General features: G+C 44.3%; 20 protein-coding genes. 3 read left to right on the top strand and 17 right to left on the bottom strand.

Annotation, left to right across the window (positions count from 1 at the left end):
- Positions 1 to 57: 57 nt before the first annotated feature.
- From AB4486_RS03430 to nrfB, 15 genes are all read right to left on the bottom strand, one after another.
- On the bottom strand, positions 58 to 711 hold the full coding sequence (locus AB4486_RS03430; protein WP_017060954.1) for an MBL fold metallo-hydrolase: 654 nt from the start codon (positions 709 to 711) through the stop codon (positions 58 to 60).
- A 205-nt stretch (positions 712 to 916) separates the two neighbouring features.
- The gene (locus AB4486_RS03425; protein ID WP_017060953.1) at positions 917 to 1,465 is read right to left on the bottom strand and encodes a YcbK family protein; all 549 of its coding nucleotides are present in this window, start codon (positions 1,463 to 1,465) and stop codon (positions 917 to 919) included.
- A gap of 198 nt (positions 1,466 to 1,663) precedes the next feature.
- Complete coding sequence (locus AB4486_RS03420; protein ID WP_372116486.1) at positions 1,664 to 3,202, bottom strand: murein L,D-transpeptidase; 1,539 nt, start codon at positions 3,200 to 3,202, stop codon at positions 1,664 to 1,666.
- A gap of 80 nt (positions 3,203 to 3,282) precedes the next feature.
- Positions 3,283 to 4,371 (bottom strand): DUF1513 domain-containing protein, encoded by a 1,089-nt coding sequence (locus tag AB4486_RS03415; protein ID WP_372116484.1) that lies wholly within the window; start codon positions 4,369 to 4,371, stop codon positions 3,283 to 3,285.
- Positions 4,361 to 5,422 (bottom strand): imelysin family protein, encoded by a 1,062-nt coding sequence (locus AB4486_RS03410; RefSeq protein WP_372116482.1) that lies wholly within the window; start codon positions 5,420 to 5,422, stop codon positions 4,361 to 4,363. The genes AB4486_RS03415 and AB4486_RS03410 overlap by 11 nt, the downstream gene beginning before the upstream one ends.
- A gap of 158 nt (positions 5,423 to 5,580) precedes the next feature.
- Entirely contained in the window at positions 5,581 to 6,969 is a 1,389-nt protein-coding gene (locus tag AB4486_RS03405) for a di-heme oxidoredictase family protein (protein WP_372116481.1), read from the bottom strand.
- Between the two features lie 111 nt (positions 6,970 to 7,080).
- Positions 7,081 to 8,340, bottom strand: a complete 1,260-nt coding sequence (locus tag AB4486_RS03400) for an imelysin family protein (RefSeq protein ID WP_017072495.1) — start codon at positions 8,338 to 8,340, stop codon at positions 7,081 to 7,083.
- A 176-nt stretch (positions 8,341 to 8,516) separates the two neighbouring features.
- Positions 8,517 to 9,113: a GTP cyclohydrolase II gene (gene ribA / locus AB4486_RS03395; RefSeq protein WP_009848836.1), complete on the bottom strand. Its 597-nt coding sequence runs from the start codon at positions 9,111 to 9,113 to the stop codon at positions 8,517 to 8,519.
- A gap of 249 nt (positions 9,114 to 9,362) precedes the next feature.
- Complete coding sequence (locus tag AB4486_RS03390) at positions 9,363 to 9,539, bottom strand: hypothetical protein (protein ID WP_017060980.1); 177 nt, start codon at positions 9,537 to 9,539, stop codon at positions 9,363 to 9,365.
- An 89-nt stretch (positions 9,540 to 9,628) separates the two neighbouring features.
- Positions 9,629 to 10,069, bottom strand: coding sequence for a heme lyase NrfEFG subunit NrfF (gene nrfF, locus AB4486_RS03385; RefSeq protein WP_017063564.1), 441 nt, complete (start codon positions 10,067 to 10,069; stop codon positions 9,629 to 9,631).
- The gene (locus AB4486_RS03380) at positions 10,066 to 10,620 is read right to left on the bottom strand and encodes a DsbE family thiol:disulfide interchange protein (protein WP_102332079.1); all 555 of its coding nucleotides are present in this window, start codon (positions 10,618 to 10,620) and stop codon (positions 10,066 to 10,068) included. The genes nrfF and AB4486_RS03380 overlap by 4 nt, the downstream gene beginning before the upstream one ends.
- Entirely contained in the window at positions 10,613 to 12,517 is a 1,905-nt protein-coding gene (locus AB4486_RS03375) for a heme lyase CcmF/NrfE family subunit (protein WP_372116478.1), read from the bottom strand. The genes AB4486_RS03380 and AB4486_RS03375 overlap by 8 nt, the downstream gene beginning before the upstream one ends.
- 167 nt (positions 12,518 to 12,684) lie before the next feature.
- Positions 12,685 to 13,659 (bottom strand): cytochrome c nitrite reductase subunit NrfD, encoded by a 975-nt coding sequence (nrfD, locus tag AB4486_RS03370; protein ID WP_017063561.1) that lies wholly within the window; start codon positions 13,657 to 13,659, stop codon positions 12,685 to 12,687.
- 2 nt (positions 13,660 to 13,661) lie between these two features.
- Positions 13,662 to 14,348, bottom strand: a complete 687-nt coding sequence (nrfC, locus tag AB4486_RS03365) for a cytochrome c nitrite reductase Fe-S protein (RefSeq protein ID WP_017060985.1) — start codon at positions 14,346 to 14,348, stop codon at positions 13,662 to 13,664.
- A gap of 3 nt (positions 14,349 to 14,351) precedes the next feature.
- On the bottom strand, positions 14,352 to 14,936 hold the full coding sequence (gene nrfB, locus AB4486_RS03360) for a cytochrome c nitrite reductase pentaheme subunit (protein WP_008222036.1): 585 nt from the start codon (positions 14,934 to 14,936) through the stop codon (positions 14,352 to 14,354).
- Positions 14,937 to 15,418: 482 nt separating this feature from the next.
- Here nrfB and nrfA point away from each other — a divergent pair, with 482 nt between their 5' ends.
- Together nrfA and AB4486_RS03350 are read left to right on the top strand one after the other, a co-directional pair.
- Positions 15,419 to 16,849, top strand: a complete 1,431-nt coding sequence (gene nrfA / locus AB4486_RS03355; RefSeq protein WP_029235145.1) for an ammonia-forming nitrite reductase cytochrome c552 subunit — start codon at positions 15,419 to 15,421, stop codon at positions 16,847 to 16,849.
- Positions 16,850 to 16,974: 125 nt separating this feature from the next.
- Positions 16,975 to 17,319, top strand: a complete 345-nt coding sequence (locus AB4486_RS03350) for a rhodanese-like domain-containing protein (RefSeq protein ID WP_017063559.1) — start codon at positions 16,975 to 16,977, stop codon at positions 17,317 to 17,319.
- A 25-nt stretch (positions 17,320 to 17,344) separates the two neighbouring features.
- On the opposite strand, the gene AB4486_RS03345 is transcribed toward AB4486_RS03350, so the two are convergent.
- Together AB4486_RS03345 and gyrA are read right to left on the bottom strand one after the other, a co-directional pair.
- Positions 17,345 to 17,974: a tetratricopeptide repeat protein gene (locus AB4486_RS03345; protein ID WP_372116476.1), complete on the bottom strand. Its 630-nt coding sequence runs from the start codon at positions 17,972 to 17,974 to the stop codon at positions 17,345 to 17,347.
- Positions 17,975 to 18,143: 169 nt separating this feature from the next.
- The gene (gyrA, locus tag AB4486_RS03340) at positions 18,144 to 20,792 is read right to left on the bottom strand and encodes a DNA topoisomerase (ATP-hydrolyzing) subunit A (protein ID WP_372116474.1); all 2,649 of its coding nucleotides are present in this window, start codon (positions 20,790 to 20,792) and stop codon (positions 18,144 to 18,146) included.
- A gap of 258 nt (positions 20,793 to 21,050) precedes the next feature.
- Here gyrA and ubiG point away from each other — a divergent pair, with 258 nt between their 5' ends.
- On the top strand, positions 21,051 to 21,794 hold the full coding sequence (ubiG, locus tag AB4486_RS03335; RefSeq protein ID WP_372116472.1) for a bifunctional 2-polyprenyl-6-hydroxyphenol methylase/3-demethylubiquinol 3-O-methyltransferase UbiG: 744 nt from the start codon (positions 21,051 to 21,053) through the stop codon (positions 21,792 to 21,794).
- Positions 21,795 to 21,805 lie beyond the last annotated feature (11 nt).

Raw genomic sequence — 21,805 nt, 5'->3', positions numbered from 1 at the left:
TAAGCTTCATTTTCAATCAATCGACACAAATAATCGGTTGGAAAATCAAAGATTTAATTAGTACAGAGGCATTTCATCTGCGACGAACGGGTTTGATGCACGCTCGCGACCGAATGTCGATTCAGGACCATGGCCCGGAACGAATGTTACGTCACTGCCTAGTGGCCAAAGCTTAGTCTTGATTGAAGCGATAAGCGTATTGAAGTCACCTTGTGGGAAGTCAGTACGGCCAATTGCGCCGTTAAACAACACATCACCCACAAACGCTAAACGAGCTTGCTCACTGAACAGTACAACGTGACCTGGCGTGTGGCCCGGCGTGTGAATCACATCAATCACTTGATTACCAAAAGTGACTTTGTCGCCCTCTTCTAACCAAGTGTTTGGTTCAAAAGCTTTACACAGTGGGAAACCAAACATCTGACTTTGATTCTCTAGACCTTGTAGCCAGAAGTTGTCTGCCTTATGCGGGCCCACAATTTCAACCTTCAAGATCTCAGCAAGTGGTACCGTACCGCCAACATGATCTAAGTGACCGTGCGTCAGTACCAAGTTCACAACCTTAACACCGAGTTCTTCAATGATAGCCGCGAGTTGTTGAACATCACCGCCCGGATCGACAACGATGCCTTCCATGGTTTCATCACACCACACAATCGAGCAGTTCTGAGAAAAAGAGGTAACAGGTACAACTTGATACTTAAGAGACATATACAAACCTTAAAGAGCGAATCTGGTGAACAACTCGAATATCGCTATGTTATTGGCAACAAACCCAACAATAACAAACTAAACAGCAACAAACTGAGCAGCAATAAACCGAATTATTAGAACAAACTGAAATTTGGGCAAACTATGACATTGGATGTCTACTTTGACAAGTGCCTACCGTATCACTCAATAACTCAGCTTAGCTCTACCAGCTGCGAACTGGACCAGTATCAATGTGGATGAAGTTACTACGAGCGTAATAACCAACACCACCTGCTTGCAGACTTTTAGCTACGTCTCTCAGTTCCTTTAAATCAACACCATCGATACGAAAATCGATCGCTTTACCAAGCATGTGATAGCTCTTTTTAGCGACACCACTCGACTTAGAGCGCAACGCTTCGTTGGTTGCTGGAGAGCGGTAGCCAGAGATGATTTGAACTTCTTTTTGAATACCCAGTACATTTTGAATCTGAGTGATCTGATCAAACAGGTTCTTATCCATTGGATGAATCTCATTGCGGCGGAAGTCACGGCACAGTTTGCTAAGGCGTGCCATCTCGTCACCAACATAGTTAGTGCCATCGAAATAACAAGTCTCTAATCGTTCACCAGTGTGAAGATTGTTCATGCTAATCGTTCTTGGTTGATCCGGGTATGAAGCGAAAGCGATAGAAGGAGTAAGAGAGGCGACTACAGCAGTACCACCAGCGTAAGTCAGAAACTGACGGCGTGAAAATAAACTTTGAGACATACAGCAAAAAAACCAATTAGATCGAACGAAAAATGCACGATACATAATGGAATTTGCTGCGTCAACGTACAAAAACCGTGCAAAACGTTAGTATTTGTAACCTTTGCACGGTTAGTTATTGATACTCATTATAATTTTATCAATAGAAGCTTGGTTGTCATTTTTCAGTCAAGATCACCTTTCTTGACCATATTTCAATCAACCGCCCTCTTTATCATATTGGTAGATATCACCGCGGTATTGTATGCCTCCTTCTTCAAACAACACGGTTTGATAAATGATATGCACTGGAATTCGCTTCTTGAGACGAACCTTAGTATTGGGCGCAAGTTCATCATCCTGATTCGGCACTTTCTTTACCTTAGTCGCAAATAACAACTCCGCGAGTTCCTCGGCATGCTCAACACGAATACAACCAGAGCTATAAGCACGGAAGTCGTCATTAAACAGACCTTTACTTGGCGTATCGTGCAGATAGATAGCTCGCTTGTTAGGTGTGTTGAACTTGTACAAACCTAATGCATTACGCGAGCCTGCCTGCTGACGCATTCGATATGGGAAAGAATTGAAATTGATAGTCTGCCAATCGATCTCAGTGGTGTCGACCGTCTCCATAGTGCGCCAACCGTCAATCACTTGGAAGTTGTGTGTATCTAGATAGCTTTCGTCCGCTTTCACCTTAGGCAAGATGTCTTTGACCATGATTTTCCATGGCACATTCCAAGTCGGGTTTAGGATGACCGAATCGAGATTTATCTCTAAGAGTGGTGTTTTTCTCGATTTTCTCCCAACCACAACTTTAGATTCAAAAACCTCTTCCCCATCTTCCCAATACTTCATATCAAAACTAGGTACATTCACCACAATCAGTGAGTCTCTATTTCTTGGCCATAAGCGGGCACGCTCGGCGTTCAATGCTAGGGAAGTAAGTCGATCATCAAAGCCCATATTGATCCATTTGATCGTGTCTGGCCCGATGATCCCATCATCCGTAAGACCGTGCATGCGTTGGAAAGATTTAATCGCCTTTTGCAGATCTCGATCGAACTTGGGAAAATCGACCGCGATCATCGAGGTATCAACACCGACCAAAGCAATACGCTCAACAAGAACCGCTTTGTCTGAAAGCTGATCACCTAATCGCTTCAAACCTTTCTGTCTATATCGTTCAATATTGAGTTCAGAGGCGGTTTCTAACACCGAATAGGTTGCTTTGAATTGGTCAAAATCCCCAACAGGCGGCGCGTAAGACAACACCATCTCCAATAAGTAATCATTGGCAACGCTGCTTTTTAATCTCATCAGAATATGCGGAGAAGGCGCAGGTAATTTGGAATGCAGCTTGCCCGAGAAGTACCACTCTTTACCGGCAAGAGGGGCGTTTTCAACGTAGCTCAGGTAATAGATAAAGGTATCGGTGAGTAATATGTCCAACTCTTGCCATTGAGCATGGGATTGATAGTGACGAATTTGCTTGAGTTGTCGATCGAAGAGTGGTGCCATTTGAGCTTGTTCGAGAAGCGACAATTGAAATTCAAACGCCTTAACAAGTTCAGGTGAATCCCAAAGAATAGGCAGAGACGAGTCTTGATAAATACTCTGGGTAAGCTCTGGATAAATCAGCATAAAAGAGAGCTCCGAATCAGCCGGAAGAAATCGGCTCTCGTCAGAACTCGTATAGCTCCATGCGTGCACAGAAACTAGAACTAATAATCCACAGAAGTATTTTGCGAACATGCTTAACTCCATCACCAACCATCTCATAAGTATGGCAAAGAAATCGGAGTAAGCATGTTATTTTTAAGAGGCTTTATAAATCAGATTGAACTCCAATGGTTATCCCACTGGACCGATGATTGCTGAGTTGATTTCTCATAAGGCTTGCTCTGGCTTACCACACTTCCCGCCCCAGAGCTTAATCGAAACTCACCATCACGCAGCACAGCACCAGAAGCATCAGATAGCGCAGAGAGTTCTACTAATTCTTTGGTTTCTTTAGACCAAATACCGTAGCAGTTGCCTCTTGGCGAAGTCGCAATAATCCAATCGTCTGACGCCGCAATACTGGCGATATAGTGATTGAACCTTGCCCATTGCTCTGGCTCTGCGTTAAGTGATTCAAACTGGCCTCCTTTAGTATGCATCGCCAATAGCGAAGGATACTCATCTGGTTCACCACGATATTGCTGGCCACAAAGCACGGTTTCAGCACCATCATGGGCTAAGTGTCGAATGCTCAGCTTCTTATCCAACAATTCAACCTGATCAAGTAACACACCTTCAGGAGAAACATAACTCAAGCTCGGCTGCATCGAATCGAGGTTTTTCGGTGTTCTACCATCAGTATGAACGCCACCAACGCCGATCGCGAGATTACCATCCGGCATGATGATCACTTCATGAGGCCCAATACCAAAACCGCTGAACTCTTCGACCTTACGATACCCTTGCTCGACATCGTAAACGCCAATCACACCTTGGCTGCTGTCCGTTTTCCCTTCAGTGGCATACAGTAACTTGCCGTCTAATGAGTAAACGCCATGACCGTAGAAGTGACGGTTGTTACCTTTCACGACCATTTTGATCTGCTGACCGTTTTTATAGTCAAACACCATAAAATAGTCACCAGGACGACGAGCAAAAACCACCGCATGTGATGAGGTTGGGCAAATCGCGACGCCATGACCACGATCTGGGATCGGCAGTTGACTCAATGGCATTCCATATTCGTCAGCCACAACCGCTGAATATTGACCTCGCCCATTCAGCGCACAACCGATTAATTGAGGCTCACTAGATGAGCTCACAGCACCAGAGCGACTAGCGCAGCCAAACGGAAGCAATGGAACAGCTGCACAACCCAGTGCAGCCTTGAGTAGCGTTCTTCGCGTATTATCAGTCACCATCGGTAGCATTAAATCCTATTACCACGCCAAGCTCTATCGCTACTTCTTCATGAATCAGGTACTTCAAACGTTCTAGTTTGTTGTATTGAGTCAGCACCTCTCGGTAGCCCTCTTTGCTCTGTAATAGAGTAAACAAGCTAGAGTCTGTAGGCCAAGTATCTAAGGTTAGCGTGAACTGGGCAGCTACACGATCGGCAAGGTCATTTAAGCCCTTTTCTCTCAATAAACCATCAAGACCATTACCATCTGCTAAGTACAATTTCTCTAGCGCCGCTACGTTCGATTTCAGCTGAGTCATTGAGGTTTGAGCGCGCCATGATTCCGAGAAGTAAGGGCGTGGATGACCAATTTTAGCCATCGGACGACTCAGTTTTTTCATGCTGTAATCAAGTTGATTGGTCAACAAAGCGATGTACTCCGATTCCCAACGCATCTCGTCCAGTGCTAACCACGGGTTAACCTGCCATGCCTGTGCAATCGAAGATGACTTAATCGCTAAGTTTTCAGTAATCGCTTGTGATGATTGGCAACCTAGCGCTTTATCTTGAAGCAGTGGCGATTGCTCGTCATAAAGCGACCATTCCAACGCACCTAGCCCTTGAACGGTCACACTCTGCTGCGCGATTTCGTCTTGAGTCCAAGCTTTGTTCTGCTGAGTTAGCTGACGCATCTTAAGACCCGTCGTGTTCTTTTTGTCTGGCCAGAATTGAACATTCCAGCTCTCTTCAAGCGCTGCTGTTGGGCCTCTTTCTTGGCCTTGTAGTGCCATCCAGCTGTTCATGGTGAGCTGCCACTGACTTTTCAAAGCACCTAACTCAACATCATTAGTTTGGCAGTAACCCTGCATCAAGACTTCTAGCTTGTTGGCTTGCTTGGCGAATAGGACTGCAGAATCAAACTCTTGTTGATAGACACTGCGACTGATGTGGTGGGTCGTGTCTGCTTGATAAGAGACACCGTTAACCTCAGATGAAGCGGCTTGCTCACCCGATGATTGGCAGCCTGCCATAATTAATGCCGACAAAGGCATTAACAAAAATTTATGTATCATGCTGTTACCTTACTTCCTAATTTTTCTTTTAATTATATGAGTTCATTAAATGCGAAACGACCGCTGGCCTCGTATTGCTACAAGTTCAGCGGTGCTAAGTGGTTTAATAGCGGCTTTCTTAAGTCATTAGCCGTTAACTAAACTGAATTCAACTCAGCTTATAACGAGTTTAAAAACGCCAATAGTGCTTCACGCTCGCTGCTACTAAGATCTAAAACGTTTTGTTTCGCCATTTCTGCTTCACCGCCATGCCAAAGCACAGCTTCCATAACATTTCTCGCACGACCGTCATGAAGTAAGAAGGTGTGACCATTCACTTCTTTGGTATAGCCTAATCCCCACAATGGCGTGGTGCGCCACTCTTGACCGTTTGCTAGATACTCTGGGCGATTGTCGGCTAAGCCTTCTCCCATATCGTGCAGTAACATATCGGTATATGGGCTGATTAGCTGTTTAGACAACGCAGGTAAGCCTTCACGTTCTGCTGTGCGAATTTCAGCTTGGTGGCAACTTTGGCAACCAATAGCTTTAAACAGTTTTTTACCTTGAACAACCGCAGGCTTATCAACGTTGCGACGAATTGGAACCGCCAAATGCTGCGAATAGAACTCAACAAAATCTAGGATATTATCGCTGACTTCAGGTTCACCACCATTTGGAAAATCATCACAGGTTGATTGAGCTGATGTGCAGTTTTCGTTCGGGAACAAACTGCTTGTTAAGCCCAAATCGCCGTTAAATGCTGCAGCATTTTGTTGCATTAGGTTTGGCTGTCCGGCTTTCCAACCAAATCGACCCAACGCCATTTCGTTAGTTTGAACATCAAGAACATAATTGGCTTTGCCTGTTACGCCTTGGCTGTCCGCAGCTTGTTGCTTCGCGAAGCCAAGAATCGTTTCTTGTGGGATGCTCTCAAGCAGACCTAGGCCGATCATTGGTGGCGCAACACGAGCTGAAAACTCGGTCTTAGGATGCATCTCGCCGAAAGCAAGTTCAGTAATATTTAAAGTGGGTTTACGCAGAGTAACGACGGTGCCGTCTTTGAATTCAACAGGAACATCCGTGTAGCTAATGTTCACTTTGCCCTCTGGTTTTACACCTTGAAGCGCAAAATCTTGTAGCTGACCGCCGTACGTCGGCTCTGGAATTCCACCATCTCGAATGAAGGCTTGTCGCTGCTCAGGCGTTTCAGCCGGAATGCTTAAACGAACCAACATGGATACTGCGTTCTCATCTCCTTCTTCTGGCGCGTGACCACGACCATCTTTGATGTGGCAGTTTTGACAGCCGTTAGTATTAAATAGTGGTCCTAACCCATCACGAGCATCGGTTGATGACGGTGCAGGAACCCAAGGGTTTCTAAAGAAGCTATTACCTACGCTGAAATCCAAGCGCTTACTCATTGGTAGATTGGCTGCGGGAAGGGAAAAAGCGTTCGCTCCTTCTTTCTTCACGGTCGTTTTGCCGCCAGAGTAGGTTTCATGAGCGTGTAATGGAGATACGAAAAACAGTGCGGTTAATAGTGAGGCTGAGAGATACGACTTCATACATTGCCTTGCTGTGTTTTTGATTTTAGTTTTTATGTGGGTGTGGCTTTCTTGAGGATCAAACAATTAAGGGCTCAATCAGAGCCCTTACATTTGTGTCGGCTCGGGTTCTTAGAACTCGTGATCCGCTGTGTCTGGGTTTAGGCTATCAATGCCAATCACACCAGCAGCACGCTCAATCGCAGCCGTTTGAGACACTAGCGCAACAATTGTTTTGTTTACTAGTGCGTTACCCGAAGCGTTGTCAGCAGCAATTAGCTGATCGAAATGCTGGTTGTTTTTCTCTGCAGAAACAACAAGCTGGCCAACTTGTGCACGTGCTAAGTCAAACTGCTTTTGGATCTCTTTCGCAGCTTGCTCATCTTTTTGCTCTACTAGGTCAAACAGGCTAGGACCTGAAAGCAGAGTACCGTCTTCACGCTTGTATAGACCCGTATAAACGTTGTAGATACCTTGCTCGTTGTAGTAGTGAGAGTTGTGCGTGTTATCAGAGAAGCAGTCGTGCTCATCTTCAGTAGAGTTAGCTTCTAAAGCCACCTTCATACGCTCACCAGCAAGCTCACCAAGAGACAGTGAACCCATGCCGAATAACATTTTACGTAGGCCGTTTTCGCTAGATTCAGAAAGCAGTTCTTGACGGTAGTTACCTTTCTCGCCTTCAGCCCACTGCTTTTCCATCCACTCTAGGTCTTGGATAAGTAGCTCAGCAGATGCTTTTAGGTATGCGCCACGACGGTCACAGTTGCCGTTAGTACACTCAGCGCCAACAACGAAATCAGTGTAAGCACGCTCACCTGCACCGCTGTTTGTACCGTTTAAATCTTGGCCCCAAAGTAGGAATTCAATTGCGTGGTAGCCAGACGCTACGTTCGCTTCAGAACCACCGATCTCGTTCAAGTCTGCGATTAGCTCAGGGGTGATGTTGGTTGCATCAACGGTAGTCTGACCAATTTGGAAAGTCTTGTTAGCCACGATGTTTGCGCTAGCGCCTTCGTTACCAAGTTCATATTGGTAATCAGTCGAAACATAATCAATCAGGCCTTCATCAAGTGGCCATGCGTTCAGTTGGCCTTCCCAATCATCAACAACAGCGTTGCCGAAGCGGAAAACTTCTGACTGTTGGTATGGTACGCGAGACTCAAGCCAAGCTTGTTTTACTTGTTCGAAGTTGCCAGCAGAAGGAGAAGCTAAGAAGGTATCAATAGAAGAGTTCAACGCTTTTGCTGTAATTACTGAATCTGCAAACACTGCATGCGCAATATCTGCGTAATGTTCTACAACTTGATCTTGAGTTACTGCTGCGAAAGAAGAAGCAGAGGCAAAAATGAGTGACGAAGTTACGGCTTTTGTCACTAAAGATTTAATGGTCATGAAGCATCCTTGTTGAGCTTTAAATTATTATTCGTAGTAATAGTGCAAACCATTATCATTTGCACTACGGATTGAAATAATACAAACTTACAATTTTATTGCAAGATAAATACAAAAAAACCTCACATATGTGAGGTCTTTAAACATTTTTATGTTAAGCGTAACAAAGAGGCTAATCAGATATCCAGATTATGCTTACCGTGTGAGACTTTTGCCTTCAGGTAGCTTTCATTACCCGATTTGATATGAGCAGAGGTATTCACCACTTCTTCAATCTCAATACCAAAAGATTTTAGCTCATTGATCTTCTTAGGGTTGTTGGTGACTAAGCGGATTTTTGTAGTACCTAAGGCGCGTAGCATTTCAGCAGCTTCAGTAAAATCGCGTAGGTCATCGCCAAAACCTAGGTGGTTGTTGGCTTCATAGGTGTTCATGCCTTCGCTTTGCAGACGGTACGCATCGATTTTGTTGTACAAGCCAATACCACGACCTTCTTGGCGTAAGTAAAGAATCACTCCACCCGTCTCACCCATAATTCTAATGGTTTCGTCTAGCTGCTCACCACAGTCACAGCGAGAGGAATGGAAAACATCACCAGTCAGGCACTCAGAGTGCATACGAACAAGAGGTATGTCTTGTGTCTTGTCTGCTGATTTAAATATCACAGCAACATGCTCTTTATCTGTTTTCAATCCATGAAAAGACAGAAGTTCAGCATCTATACTGCTTGTTACCCCTACTTTGAAATCTATTCTGGCACGCACTTCCGCCATAGCTATACTCACTTGAAAATTCGATGTATTTAACGACGCTACATTATATGTCTAGGCAATATTTTGTAGCTAACTATCTAATGATAGACACTATGAGGCTGTTAACAATTTTTTTCAAGGTCGACCTTGTACAAATTGTTATAATATAACAATTATTTTTCAAGTAAGAAAAAACCCCACATTGGGATGACCAACATGGGGTTATAAATTAAACAGTTGCGGCTAAAACTACACTTTTTTACAGAACGCTCAACTTACTTGAGTTTGCTTCCAGATGACAAGTTGCACCCAAGCATTCTCTAATTCGGTTAGCTCTTCTTGCGTAAGCGTAGAAATGCTCGACTTAGCACTGTATCTCTCTGCCCATTTATCTGACTGGACATGAGTATGGAACTCTTTCTTTAAATTTGAGATTACGTTATCCACAGATACATCCTTATATAGCAGTGCTTAGCCTTTATAATCGGTTAATGTTACAAAATACAGGTCAGTTGGTAAACAGTAATACACAATTTTTATGAGCTCTTCCTAACACTTTTTACTGATAAATATATAAATAAGAGAAATAATAGGCTCGGTAGCAACCAAAGTAATAGATTTGAAACCTTCATCGCCGGCTTATAAAGTACAAATTCACCAAATCTTTCCGTCATATATCGAGTAATCTCATTATTACTCTTCCCTGCTTTCACCATATTGAACACAACAAGGCGTAAGTCTTTTGCTATTGGTGAGTTGGATTCAATCAGATTTTGGTTTTGACATTGTGGGCAGCGTAACGTTTTCGCCAAGCTAATAGCACGTTGCTGTTGTTCTGGGTTTTCAAACTCAAACAGTTCAACTTGAATACTCGTCTCTGTATTACTGGCAGTAAACAGATCTTCAGCCATGGTTGAAAGGCTAATCACTAAAAGAGCTGACAGCATAAACAAGGTTTGTATTAGAGACTTCATCATCCATTCACACCATCAAAATACATCGCAAGCTCATCTTTCCATACCATTTCATTAATCACGCCCAATAGCTTTTTAATGATCTGGCCATTGGCATCAACCAAATACGTTTCAGGTGTGCCGATTACGCCCAACTCTAACGCTAACTTGCCTTGAGGGTCACTGATCACGGTTAAGTACGGGTTGCCATCGTTCGATAACACGTTAATCGCAGCCCCAGAGTTATCTCGATAATTGAGCCCAACGATGGGAATGCCTTTATCGTGAAGTTGAAGCAAAAATGAATGTTCGGTTTTACATATCCCGCACCAAGATGCCCATACATTAACCAGTTGATAAGGGTGCTGCGTGACATCAGTAAGCGTAACTTTCTGCTGACCACTGACGCCTTCACTATTCACTAACGCACTCGATGTAAATTCTGGAAATGCCCTTTGTTGTTCAGACACCATGGTCGATTGCTGCTTATTATCAAGCGCAAAGACAAATCCCAGCACCACAATCAATGCTAAGGCAATTAGAGTAATTAGCTTGTTACGAACGCTGTTATGCATACTGTGACGCCTTAACGGTTTTCTTTTTACGATGAGTCAATGAGAGCAAAGCGCCGATAATGGAGAACAGCCCACCAAACCAGATCCAGCGCGCATACGCCTTATACTGAACACGAAATGCGTAAGCGGTGGAATCGACTTTCTCGCCCATGGTGATATAAACATCGCCATGCCAGAACCACTTCATTGCAGGCTCACTCATGTTCATAACACGAACTTGGTAGTGTCTTCTTTCTGGCGCGATGGAAAAGCTTTTCTCGCTAGCATCTAATTCGAGTATCGCTTTTTCTGCAGTAAAGTTGGAGGCGACATAGAGCTCGGTATCACGATGAGAGAGCGTCCAGCCCATAAACTCAACCTCTTCACCTGGGCTCAATTTGTAACTTCGCTCAAACGAGTGGTAGCTATTCATCGCGGCACCTATCGCTAATACTGCGACACCCACATGCGCCAACGTCATCACCCATACTTTGCGTTGAAACTTAGAGTTGCGCGTTACCGCTAAGCCGTAAACATGAGTCAGGGCTACCCAAAACGCAAGTGACCATGTCATTAGCACCATCACTTGGATCGCTTCAACTTGCAAAACATAAGTTACAAAGCCAAGACAGAGAGACAATAAGGTAATAATTCCAATCACACCTTTCGACGCTTGAGGTTTGATACTGAGCAATGGCGCTAACCCTATCACTCCCATCGCAAGCAGAGCCAATGGCGCAATAAGAAGATTAAAGTAAGGTGCGCCCACAGAGATATTTCCAAGGCCAAGTAATTCAAAAACCATTGGGTAGAAGGTACCAAACACCACCACCGCCGTACCCAGTACAAATATAAGTACCGCCACTAAACTCAAAAAACTTTTACTCGCAAAGCTAGTGATTGGATTCGACTCGAAAGATTCACCACGAACAATAAGAAGAGAAAACGAACTCACTAACACCAAAACCAGTATCAGCAACAGCGCGATACCTTTGGTTGGGTCAACAGCAAAAGCATGAACGGAAGTGAGGACGCCAGATCGAACAATAAAAGTACCGAGGATACTTAAACAAAACGTAATGAAAGCAAGGCTAAGTGACCACTTCAGCAACTGTTGCTTGCCTTTAGCAACACCCAAACTGTGCAATAGAGCGGTTGATGTTAGCCAAGGTAATAGGCTGGCATTTTCTACCGGGTCCCAGAACCACCAACCACCCCACCCTAACTCGTAGTATGCCCACCAAGAACCAAGAATGATCCCTGCGGTTAAAAAGATCCAAGCGACCAAACAACAACTGCGACAATGAGCGACCCAATCGAACTCAATCGGATCCACCAGCAAAGCGGCCACAGCAAATGCCAAGACCACAGAGAAACCAACATAACCCAAATACAACAGAGGCGGATGGAATATCAAACCAACGTCTTGCAGCATTGGGTTAAGGTCACGCCCTTCAAGTGGCAAGGTCGAATTCAGTTCAAATGGGTTCGAAGCAAATAAGGTAAACCATGCAAATATCGCGAGTAACACATTCATCACCCACAATACGCGGCTCTGATACTCAGAAGAATATTGCTTTTGTAGGGCAATCACACCCGACCAACAGCTAATGGTTAAGACCCAAAATAGCAATGAGCCTTCATGTCCAGCCCACACAGCGGCCATTTTGAAGAAGGTGGGTAATTGAGTATTGGAGTGTTCTGCAACATAGAGGATGGAAAAGTCGTCACCTACAAAGGCATAGCCAAGTAAAACGATAGCGCCAATGGAAAACAAAGCGCTAGAGAGGGAGAAACTGCGAATTAAAGCCACATTTTGTGCTTGTTTAGTTAGCATTTGATACATCGAATACACAGCGATAATGCTGCTGAGAACAGCGACCAAAATTAAACTAAACAGCCCCAAAGAACCGACCATATCACCTCAATCAGGCTCTACCTAAGCAGAACCAAGTTAAACCATTATTGGCATTGATTGCTCAACTAGCTGATGTAACTCAACTAGCTATTGCTACTCAGCGAAAAGAAATTTAGTGAGCAGATGTTTAGTATCCAACATCCACTCACTTATAACCTTGAGCGAAATTAAGCTAACGTTAATTGTCCTGCATAAAGGACAAACGTTCTTAGCATTAATACGCCCATCAGACTCAATGAAGTAACAGAGAAAATATACACAGTACTATGGCGAACCGATGCTGGTGTCACGGCGTTAAGCAACAAGGGTAAAACCATACCCACACCAATTACGCCATACCAGAACCAACTTGCCCAGAAACCACCGCCAATCGCGTTCCATACTGCCTGCTCACTTTGACCACCAGCAAATATCAACCCAGTGAAGAAAGTAACAAGGACAAACAGTTCAAACATAACAACAGGACGTTCGAAGCCGTGGATCCAAGAAATACTCGCACTATGCGGAGACTCCTTAAAGACCAACACACCAAATAAAATACATGCCGCCGCTCCCGAGGATAAACTCGAGAATAAGAACAATATCGGCAACACTGGGTTATTCAGCATTGGGAAGGTATTTAGCGCAGAGAGTAAGAAGCCAGTGTAAGCCGCAAGTAATAGCGCAAGCACAGCTAAGAATATTTCAAAAACATTCTCAAAAGATTCTAATTTGCCAATCCAGTTACTGACAAAATCGAGTCGCCCTTTTAACCATGCTTGATCACTCAAGAATACGGCAATCTGATTTCGGAATATAATGCCGATCCAAACAAATAGGATCACCATATACACTTGGAATAAGATCACACCCATCGACATCACTGACGTCGGATTATAAAAGATCATGATCTTCCAAAATGATAGTGGTTTCGTCAGGTGGAAAACCAAGATCAATAAACCTGAGATGATCCCGAATGGTGCTAGAAAAGCCGTTGCCTTTAATACACCATTATTCGCTGGATCGTCCTCAATCACCTTTCTCTTAAGGTAAATCGAGATCATCACTGCACCCGCTGACATACCCGCCAAAAACAGATAGATAGCAATGATCCAGTCCCAAACCACGGTACCTGATTGAAACGCTGTATCCCATGCACTCATAATCAAATCTCCCCTTTTTGGTGTGGCACTTTATAGAGTTTTGGCTGAGTACCTAGATAAGCCTTATCTCTGTAAACCACTTCAGATTTAAGTACCTGGTTTATCTCGCTCTTAGGGTCATTTAAGTCGCCAAATATCAGCGCATTGGTAGGGCAAGATTCAACACAAGCAGGTAATTTACCTTGCGCAAGATTGGTATCGCGGCAGAAGTTACATTTGTCGGCCGACTTATTCTTAGGATGGAAGAAGCGCACTTGATATGGACAAGCTAGCAGGCAATAACCACAGCCGACACACTTCTCTTTATGTACATCAACAATTCCTGTCTTCTCATCTTTATAGGCGGCGCCTGTTGGGCAAACCATCACACAAGGTGCATTATCACAATGTTGACAAGAGTTACGAGTGAAACGGTAATCAACATTTGGATATTCACCTTGAGGTTCGCTCTTTATGATTTCTAAGCGCGATACGCCTTCAGGCACTTTGTTTACTTCACGACACGCCTCAGTACAAGCAGTACAGCCAATACAAGCGGTTTCGTCATGAACCATTCCGTAACGCTTGGTGCCATCTTCCTGAACATTAGCCAGCGTTTTGCGGCTTGTAACCGCTGCAGTACCTGCAACACCAGTTGTGAAAATAACGGCACCCGCGCCAGCTAAAAAGTTTCTTCTTGAGCAGCTCATAGATTACTCCCCTTCTTTCTTCTGGTTGAAGTCTGAATGGCAATCCACACACAGCTTGATGGTTTGCTTTTTATCTAAGCCAAGCACCTTCGCTTCACTCGCATGCACATCGTGACAGTTTGAACACGTTAAGTTTTGTGCGTGTACGTCATGAGTCCAACTCGCTTCGCGCAGATCATCAGGCTTATGACAATCTATACATTGGCTGTTGGCATCTAGGATTAAGCTAGGATCGAGGAAAACCTTTTCGGTTCCGGGTTGTGATTGAGCCGCGCGATACTTCACCACCTCAGGTGCACCATCACGGTGATCGGGGCCAATAGAACTATGACAATCTGTGCAATTCACTTCACGGCCAAGCAAAGCGTGCGCACTCTCACCATGTGAACCAAATACCGTTTCTTTAGAATCTTTATGGCATTGGACACACTTGTAATCTTTGTCACGTATTAATTCGACTTCATGTCTTGTTGACTCTCCTACTGGCGTAACAGCAGGCTCTGCAACAGCATGAATGGAATAACCATAGAGGCAGAATGCTAGAAGGGATTTAAGCATTATGACTATGGCCAATTTAATATTGCCCATTTTATCCTTTCCTTATACCGGCATTATTTAACTCTCAACTAAATAATATTCCGGTTAAACAAAAGTACCCTTAAACGATATTATTACCGCTTAAATGATATCAATTCTTATTTTGGATAAGCCACAACGCTTTCTATATTTAGAATATACCCCTAATTAGGTAAAGCGAAATATACAAAGGGTAATATGTGAACACAATCACCCTATTTATAGTGAGGGCATGTCGGGTAATTGTTTGTTATATATGATAATAATTCTCAATAGGACCAGTCTAACTTGATGTCCACATACCCCTTTAGGGTTATATAAACTTCAACGTGATTGAAGTCACTGTCATTAATTGATCTAAAACAAGCAAACATCCGACACGTAACAAAATGTGTTTATTTATGAATTAATATAAACAGCAATTCTCCAGTTCTTAATTTGAATAGCAAACTCACAACGCTTGGTATAAAAATCAGTATATTGGAGATATCACTGTGAAAAAGCATTGGATACGTAATTCCGTCACAGCATTATTAATGGTTAGCGCATCACTAGTAAGCGCGACCAGTTTTGCTGCGTCTGAACAAAAAGAAATTGGTGATCCTCGTAACGACCAGTTCGAGCAAAACCACCCAGATCAATACCATTCATGGAGACAAACGTCAGAGAGCGAAGCCATTGAAGACGCACTAAAAGAAGATCCAAACATGGTTATTCTATGGGCGGGCTACGGTTTCGCGAAAGACTACAACAAAGCCCGCGGCCACTTTTATGCGGTTGATGATGTAAGACAAACCCTGCGTACTGGCGGACCAACCGACGAAAATTCAGGCCCAATGCCAATGGCGTGCTGGAGCTGTAAAAGCCCAGACGTAGCACGCGTTATTGAAGAGCGTGGTGAAGACGGCTACTTTGAAGGTAAATGGGCTCGTCTTGGCAGCGAGATAGTCAATCCAATTGGTTGTGCCGACTGTCACGATACTCAAAGTGAAGGCTTTAAAAATGGCGAACCTGCACTAAAGATCACTCGTCCTTATGTTGAACGTGCGTTCGATGCGATTGGGAAGAACTTCGAAGAGCAAGGTCGCTTTGATCAGCAAGCCTCTGTGTGTGCTCAGTGTCACGTGGAATACTACTTCACGGGTCCAACAAAAGGTGTGAAATTCCCTTGGGATAAAGGGACGCGTGTTGAACAGATGGAAGAGTACTACGATCAGATTGGTTTTAAAGATTGGACACATAAAGTCTCTAAAGCACCAATGCTAAAGGCTCAGCACCCAGGTTACGAAACTTGGCGTGAAGGTATTCACGGTAAGAACAACGTCGCTTGTGTTGACTGCCACATGCCTAAAGTGACGAAAGAAGACGGTACCGTTTACACCGACCATAAAGTAGGTAACCCGTTTGACCGCTTCGAAGACACTTGTGCTAACTGCCATACTCAATCTAAAGAGACCATGCGTAACATCGTTTCAAGCCGCAAAGCTCAAGTACTAAACATGAAGCTGACCGCTGAGAAACAAATCGTAGCCGCTCACTTTGAAGCAGGCGCAGCATGGGAAGCAGGCGCAACAGAACAAGAGATGGCACCTATCTTACAAGATATTCGTCATGCGCAATGGCGTTGGGACTACGCTATCGCATCTCATGGTGTTCACATGCACGCGCCTGAAGTAGCCCTAGAGGTTCTTGGAACGGCGGTTGACCGCGCAGCAGACGCGCGAACTAAGATTGTTCGTCTACTTGCGAAGAAAGGCATTACCGATCCAATCGAGATTCCAGATATCTCAACCAAAGAAGCCGCTCAGAAAGCGCTAGGAATGGACATGGATAAGATGAATGCTGAGAAGCAACACTTCTTAGACACCGTGGTTCCTAAGTGGGAAGAGCAAGCTGAAAAGCGTGAAGCTAACTACGAATACTAGTTCCTTCAAATAGACCAATAAGATAAAACCAGTCACACTGTAAAGGTGTGGCTGGTTTTTTAGATTTGGGCGCACTCAACCGTCCCAATTTCACATTACCTTTTAGCTAATTCAAGGAACAAAGAATGAAGCACTTACTTTCGCTTTCGGCATTATGCATCGCATTAACAAGTTCAGGACTTCACGCCTCAGAACGAGCAGAAACAGGGTGGGAAATGATTGAGGAAGGTGCGCTGGTCGTTGATGTCAGGACACCAGGAGAGTTCAAGCAAGGTCATCTGGACAATGCGATTAACTACCCTCTTTCTGAAGTCGCTACGCACTTTGCCAGCATAGACAAAGCTCAACCTATCGTTTTGTATTGCCGCAGTGGTAACCGCTCAGGACAAGCTTACCAGTATTTGAAAGCTCAAGGGTTTACACAGATCCACAACGCTGGCGGTTTAATTGAGATGCAAGAAAGCAAATAATCTCGAAATTACAGATAGTGCCCGTTTAACGGATCATTTGCTTAGCTTGGTTGATCGAATGGATGATAGAGACACGATCAATGCCTTTCTGGTTAGAATCGAGAAGTTGAGTCCAAGCATCGATCGCTTGTTGGTAGCGCATACTGATGAAGTGATCGGTCGCTATCAACATCAATGCCGTACGATCGTTGGGATCAAGCTCCATGGATTGATTTAAGAGCACTTTCACATCATCACTCATCGCCTGTGAACTTAGGTAATACAAGGCGCTCGCTTTAGCTGCATAAAGCCCTGAAGGCGCCTGTGGGTCTAAACGAATCGCATAGTCGTAACAGGTAAATGCAGCATCAAACTCCCCTTTCTGCATATAAACACCACCAAGCTTAAACCAAAGGTCTAATTGATTAGGGTCTTGCTCCAGGCTCTGCTGAAGTTCATTTTGGAAATCTGTTGCTGTATAGCTGCTGTCGTCACTTGAAGTAAGTTGAGGGGCTTCTTGTTTCATCTGAGACCAAACCAGAATGCTGGCTAATATCGCCACACATGAAATAAGGAGGTTGCCTTTAAGATGACTGGTTTTTCTGTTTGATGCGATCACGATTGCCACTAGAAATAGGCTCATTAGCAGCAAAGCAATCAGTAACCAGATATCCATTCCATTCTCCTTTCATTGACGCTTTACTGTACCTTTTTCTCACTAAAACAATATTGATCGAGGTTTAGCTATTGGCTTTTAAACAAGTCACAGCCAAATTCTAGGTAATAAAAAACCGAGCACAATGGCTCGGCTTTTTGTCTCAACTTCTATTTATAGAAGTGAAAGATTACTCAGTGTCTTGCTCGCTATCAGAAGCGTCTGATGCTTGCTCTTCGCTTGATTCAGCAACGTCAGCGTTAATAGTTTCAGCACCAGCCTCTTCAGCTTCGCCTTCTACAATCTCAGCTTCTTCTACTTCGTCGATACGTTGTAGACCTACAACGTTCTCGTCTTCAGCAGTACGAATCAGTGTTACACCTTGAGTGTTACGACCAACTTGGCTTACTTCCGCTACGCGAGTACGTACTAGCGTACCTGCGTCGGTGATCATCATCATTTCGTCGCCTTCTTCAACTTGAACAGCGCCAACAACTGGGCCATTACGTTCAGAGACTTTGATAGAAACCACACCTTGCGTTGCACGGCCTTTCGTTGGGTATTCAGCTAGTTCAGTACGCTTACCGTAACCGTTTTGAGTCACAGTTAGGATATCGCCTTCGTTAGAAGGAACAATCAACGATACTACTTGATCGTCTTCTGGAAGCTTCATACCACGAACACCAGAGGCAGTACGGCCCATTGCACGTACTTTGTCCTCGTTAAAGCGAACAACTTTGCCCGATTTAGAGAACAGCATGATGTCGCTATCACCGTTAGTGATGTCAACGCCAATCAGTGAATCATCGTCACGTAGGTTAACTGCAATTAGGCCGTTAGCACGTACGTTTGCGAACTGATCCAGTGATGTCTTCTTAACAGTACCGTCACCCGTTGCCATGAAGATGAATTTCTCGTTAGAGAACTCAGAAACAGGCAGGATAGCCGTGATACGCTCACCTTCTTCTAGAGGAAGAATGTTAACGATAGGCTTACCACGAGCAGTACGACTTGCTAATGGCAGTTGGTAAACTTTCAGACGGTATGTCTTACCACGAGTAGAGAAACATAGGATGTTATCGTGAGTATTAGCAACAAGCAGACGCTCAATGTAATCCTCATCTTTCATCTTAGTTGCACTCTTACCTTTACCACCACGACGCTGAGCTTCGTAGTCGCTTAGGATTTGGTACTTAACGTAACCTGCGTTAGAAAGCGTTACTACAACGTCTTCTTGAGCAATCAGCTCTTCCATGTCGATGTCATGAACTGCCGCTGTGATTTCTGTACGACGCTCGTCGCCATAGATTTCACGTACTGCTTCAAGTTCTTCACGGATAACTTCCATCAAACGCTCAGTGCTTGCAAGAATGTGCATTAGCTCAGCGATTTCTTCTAGAAGGGCTTTGTACTCGTCTAGAATCTTCTCGTGCTCAAGGCCTGTTAGGCGGTGAAGACGAAGTTCTAGAATTGCTTGTGCTTGTGTTTCCGTTAGGAAGTATTGACCATCGCGGATGCCGTATTGGTCTTCTAACCAATCAGGACGAGCTGCGTCAGTACCTGCACGCTCAAGCATTGAAGCAACGTTACCAAGATCCCAACCACGAGACACTAAACCAACTTTAGCTTCTGCTGGTGTTGGCGCGCTCTTGATCAGTTCAATGATTTCATCAATGTTAGCAAGTGCTAGAGACAATGCTTCAAGGATGTGTGCACGGTCGCGTGCTTTCTTCAATTCGAAGATAGTACGACGAGTCACAACTTCGCGACGGTGGTCTACGAAGCACTTAAGCATGTCTTTGATGTTGAACAACTGTGGTTGACCGTTATTCAACGCAACCATGTTGATACCGAAAGTCGTTTGCAGTTGAGTTTGAGCGTATAGGTTGTTAAGAACCACTTCGCCTACTGCATCACGCTTACATTCAATAACAATACGCATACCGTCTTTATCAGACTCGTCACGCAGTGCACTGATGCCTTCTACTTTCTTATCTTTAACCAGTTCAGCAATCTTCTCGATCAAACGAGCTTTGTTTACTTGGTAAGGGATCTCAGTAACGATAATGGTTTCTTTACCATTCTTCTCTACTTCGATATCCGCTTTTGAACGCATGTAAACCTTACCGCGGCCAGTCTTGTAAGCATCTACGATGCCTTTACGACCACTGATAAGTGCTGCTGTTGGGAAGTCAGGACCAGGGATATAGTCCATTAGCTCATCAATAGTGATATCTTCATTATTGATAAATGCTAAACAGCCATCAACAACTTCACCAAGGTTATGTGGTGGGATGTTGGTAGCCATACCTACTGCGATACCAGAAGCACCGTTTACCAATAGGTTAGGAATTTTTGTAGGAAGTACTGCTGGAATTTGTTCTGTACCATCGTAGTTCGGTACGTAATCCACAGTTTCCTTATCAAGGTCAGCCAGGAGCTCGTGAGCAATTTTCGCCATACGAACTTCGGTATAACGCATTGCAGCCGCGGAGTCGCCATCGATAGAACCAAAGTTACCTTGGCCATCAACTAGCATGTAACGCAGTGAGAACGGTTGCGCCATACGAACAATAGTATCGTATACAGCACTATCACCATGTGGGTGGTATTTACCGATTACATCACCTACTACACGAGCAGACTTTTTATATGGTTTGTTCCAATCATTACCTAGTACATTCATCGCGAACAAAACGCGGCGGTGTACAGGTTTTAGGCCATCACGCACATCTGGAAGGGCACGACCAACGATGACGGACATCGCGTAGTCTAGGTATGAACCTCTAAGCTCATCTTCAATATTTACGGGCGTGATCTCTTTCGCTAGATCGCTCATAGAGCCATTTTCCCTCTATAGTCAGATCGTATTTTTGAATACGTATAAGACCGAAAAATATAACACAAATTTACCTACGGAGGCATCACTTTCCCTCTCCTTTTACCATCTTGTGACCCTTGTAGCCAATCAATTGATGAGAAATTGCACCTCCGCATCATATCTTGCTGAAACATGGTCACTTTACATCCAATAAACTAGCAAAATTGTAGATCTTCTGGTCAGCGCGAAAAGGCAAGTTATAATGCCTGCAATTTCATGGATGCATTATTTAACTTGGAAATGCCGATTATGACTAAATCACAGAACGTAGACCCAGCAGAAATCAAGAAATTCGAAGACATGGCGTCACGCTGGTGGGATCTAGAAGGCGAATTTAAGCCACTACATCAAATCAACCCACTGCGACTAAATTACGTATTAGAGAAGACTGAAGGCCTATTTGGTAAGAAAGTCCTCGATGTTGGCTGCGGCGGCGGTATTCTTGCAGAAAGCATGGCGGTTGAAGGTGCGATAGTGACAGGCCTAGACATGGGTAAAGAACCGCTAGAAGTCGCGCGCCTTCACGCATTAGAAACGGGCACCAAGCTCGATTACATCCAGAGCACTATCGAAGACCACGCAGAACAGAACCCACAGACGTACGATGTGGTAACGTGCATGGAAATGCTAGAGCACGTTCCTGATCCACAATCTGTGATTAGTGCATGTTCAAAATTAGTGAAACCGGGTGGTCACGTGTTCTTCTCTACCTTGAACCGTAACTTCAAATCTTACCTGTTCGCTATTGTTGGTGCAGAAAAGCTACTTAAGATTGTTCCTGAGGGCACTCATGAACACGAGAAGTTCATTCGCCCTGCTGAACTTATCAAGATGGTCGATAACACTCCGCTGCAAGAACTAGGGATTACAGGGCTGCACTACAATCCTCTTACGGACACTTATCGTTTAGGCACAAATGTAGACGTAAACTACATCGTCCACACGCAAAACTTTGGCTAAAAAATATCGGT

The sequence above is a fragment of the Vibrio sp. 10N.222.55.C6 genome, assembly GCF_041473395.1.
Classification (GTDB): Bacteria; Pseudomonadota; Gammaproteobacteria; order Enterobacterales; family Vibrionaceae; genus Vibrio; species Vibrio crassostreae_C.
Note: the sequence above shows the minus strand (reverse complement) of the source record. Positions and strands in the feature narration are given on the sequence as shown.

Coding starts and splice junctions, on each gene's coding strand:
- AB4486_RS03430 (WP_017060954.1), bottom strand. CDS start 711: ATGTCTCTTAAGTATCAAGTTGTACCTGTTACCTCTTTTTCTCAGAAC.
- AB4486_RS03425 (WP_017060953.1), bottom strand. CDS start 1,465: ATGTCTCAAAGTTTATTTTCACGCCGTCAGTTTCTGACTTACGCTGGT.
- AB4486_RS03420 (WP_372116486.1), bottom strand. CDS start 3,202: ATGTTCGCAAAATACTTCTGTGGATTATTAGTTCTAGTTTCTGTGCAC.
- AB4486_RS03415 (WP_372116484.1), bottom strand. CDS start 4,371: ATGGTGACTGATAATACGCGAAGAACGCTACTCAAGGCTGCACTGGGT.
- AB4486_RS03410 (WP_372116482.1), bottom strand. CDS start 5,422: ATGATACATAAATTTTTGTTAATGCCTTTGTCGGCATTAATTATGGCA.
- AB4486_RS03405 (WP_372116481.1), bottom strand. CDS start 6,969: ATGAAGTCGTATCTCTCAGCCTCACTATTAACCGCACTGTTTTTCGTA.
- AB4486_RS03400 (WP_017072495.1), bottom strand. CDS start 8,340: ATGACCATTAAATCTTTAGTGACAAAAGCCGTAACTTCGTCACTCATT.
- ribA (WP_009848836.1), bottom strand. CDS start 9,113: ATGGCGGAAGTGCGTGCCAGAATAGATTTCAAAGTAGGGGTAACAAGC.
- nrfF (WP_017063564.1), bottom strand. CDS start 10,069: ATGATGAAGTCTCTAATACAAACCTTGTTTATGCTGTCAGCTCTTTTA.
- AB4486_RS03380 (WP_102332079.1), bottom strand. CDS start 10,620: ATGCATAACAGCGTTCGTAACAAGCTAATTACTCTAATTGCCTTAGCA.
- AB4486_RS03375 (WP_372116478.1), bottom strand. CDS start 12,517: ATGGTCGGTTCTTTGGGGCTGTTTAGTTTAATTTTGGTCGCTGTTCTC.
- nrfD (WP_017063561.1), bottom strand. CDS start 13,659: ATGAGTGCATGGGATACAGCGTTTCAATCAGGTACCGTGGTTTGGGAC.
- nrfC (WP_017060985.1), bottom strand. CDS start 14,348: ATGAGCTGCTCAAGAAGAAACTTTTTAGCTGGCGCGGGTGCCGTTATT.
- nrfB (WP_008222036.1), bottom strand. CDS start 14,936: ATGGGCAATATTAAATTGGCCATAGTCATAATGCTTAAATCCCTTCTA.
- AB4486_RS03350 (WP_017063559.1), top strand. CDS start 16,975: ATGAAGCACTTACTTTCGCTTTCGGCATTATGCATCGCATTAACAAGT.
- AB4486_RS03345 (WP_372116476.1), bottom strand. CDS start 17,974: ATGGATATCTGGTTACTGATTGCTTTGCTGCTAATGAGCCTATTTCTA.
- gyrA (WP_372116474.1), bottom strand. CDS start 20,792: ATGAGCGATCTAGCGAAAGAGATCACGCCCGTAAATATTGAAGATGAG.
- ubiG (WP_372116472.1), top strand. CDS start 21,051: ATGGATGCATTATTTAACTTGGAAATGCCGATTATGACTAAATCACAG.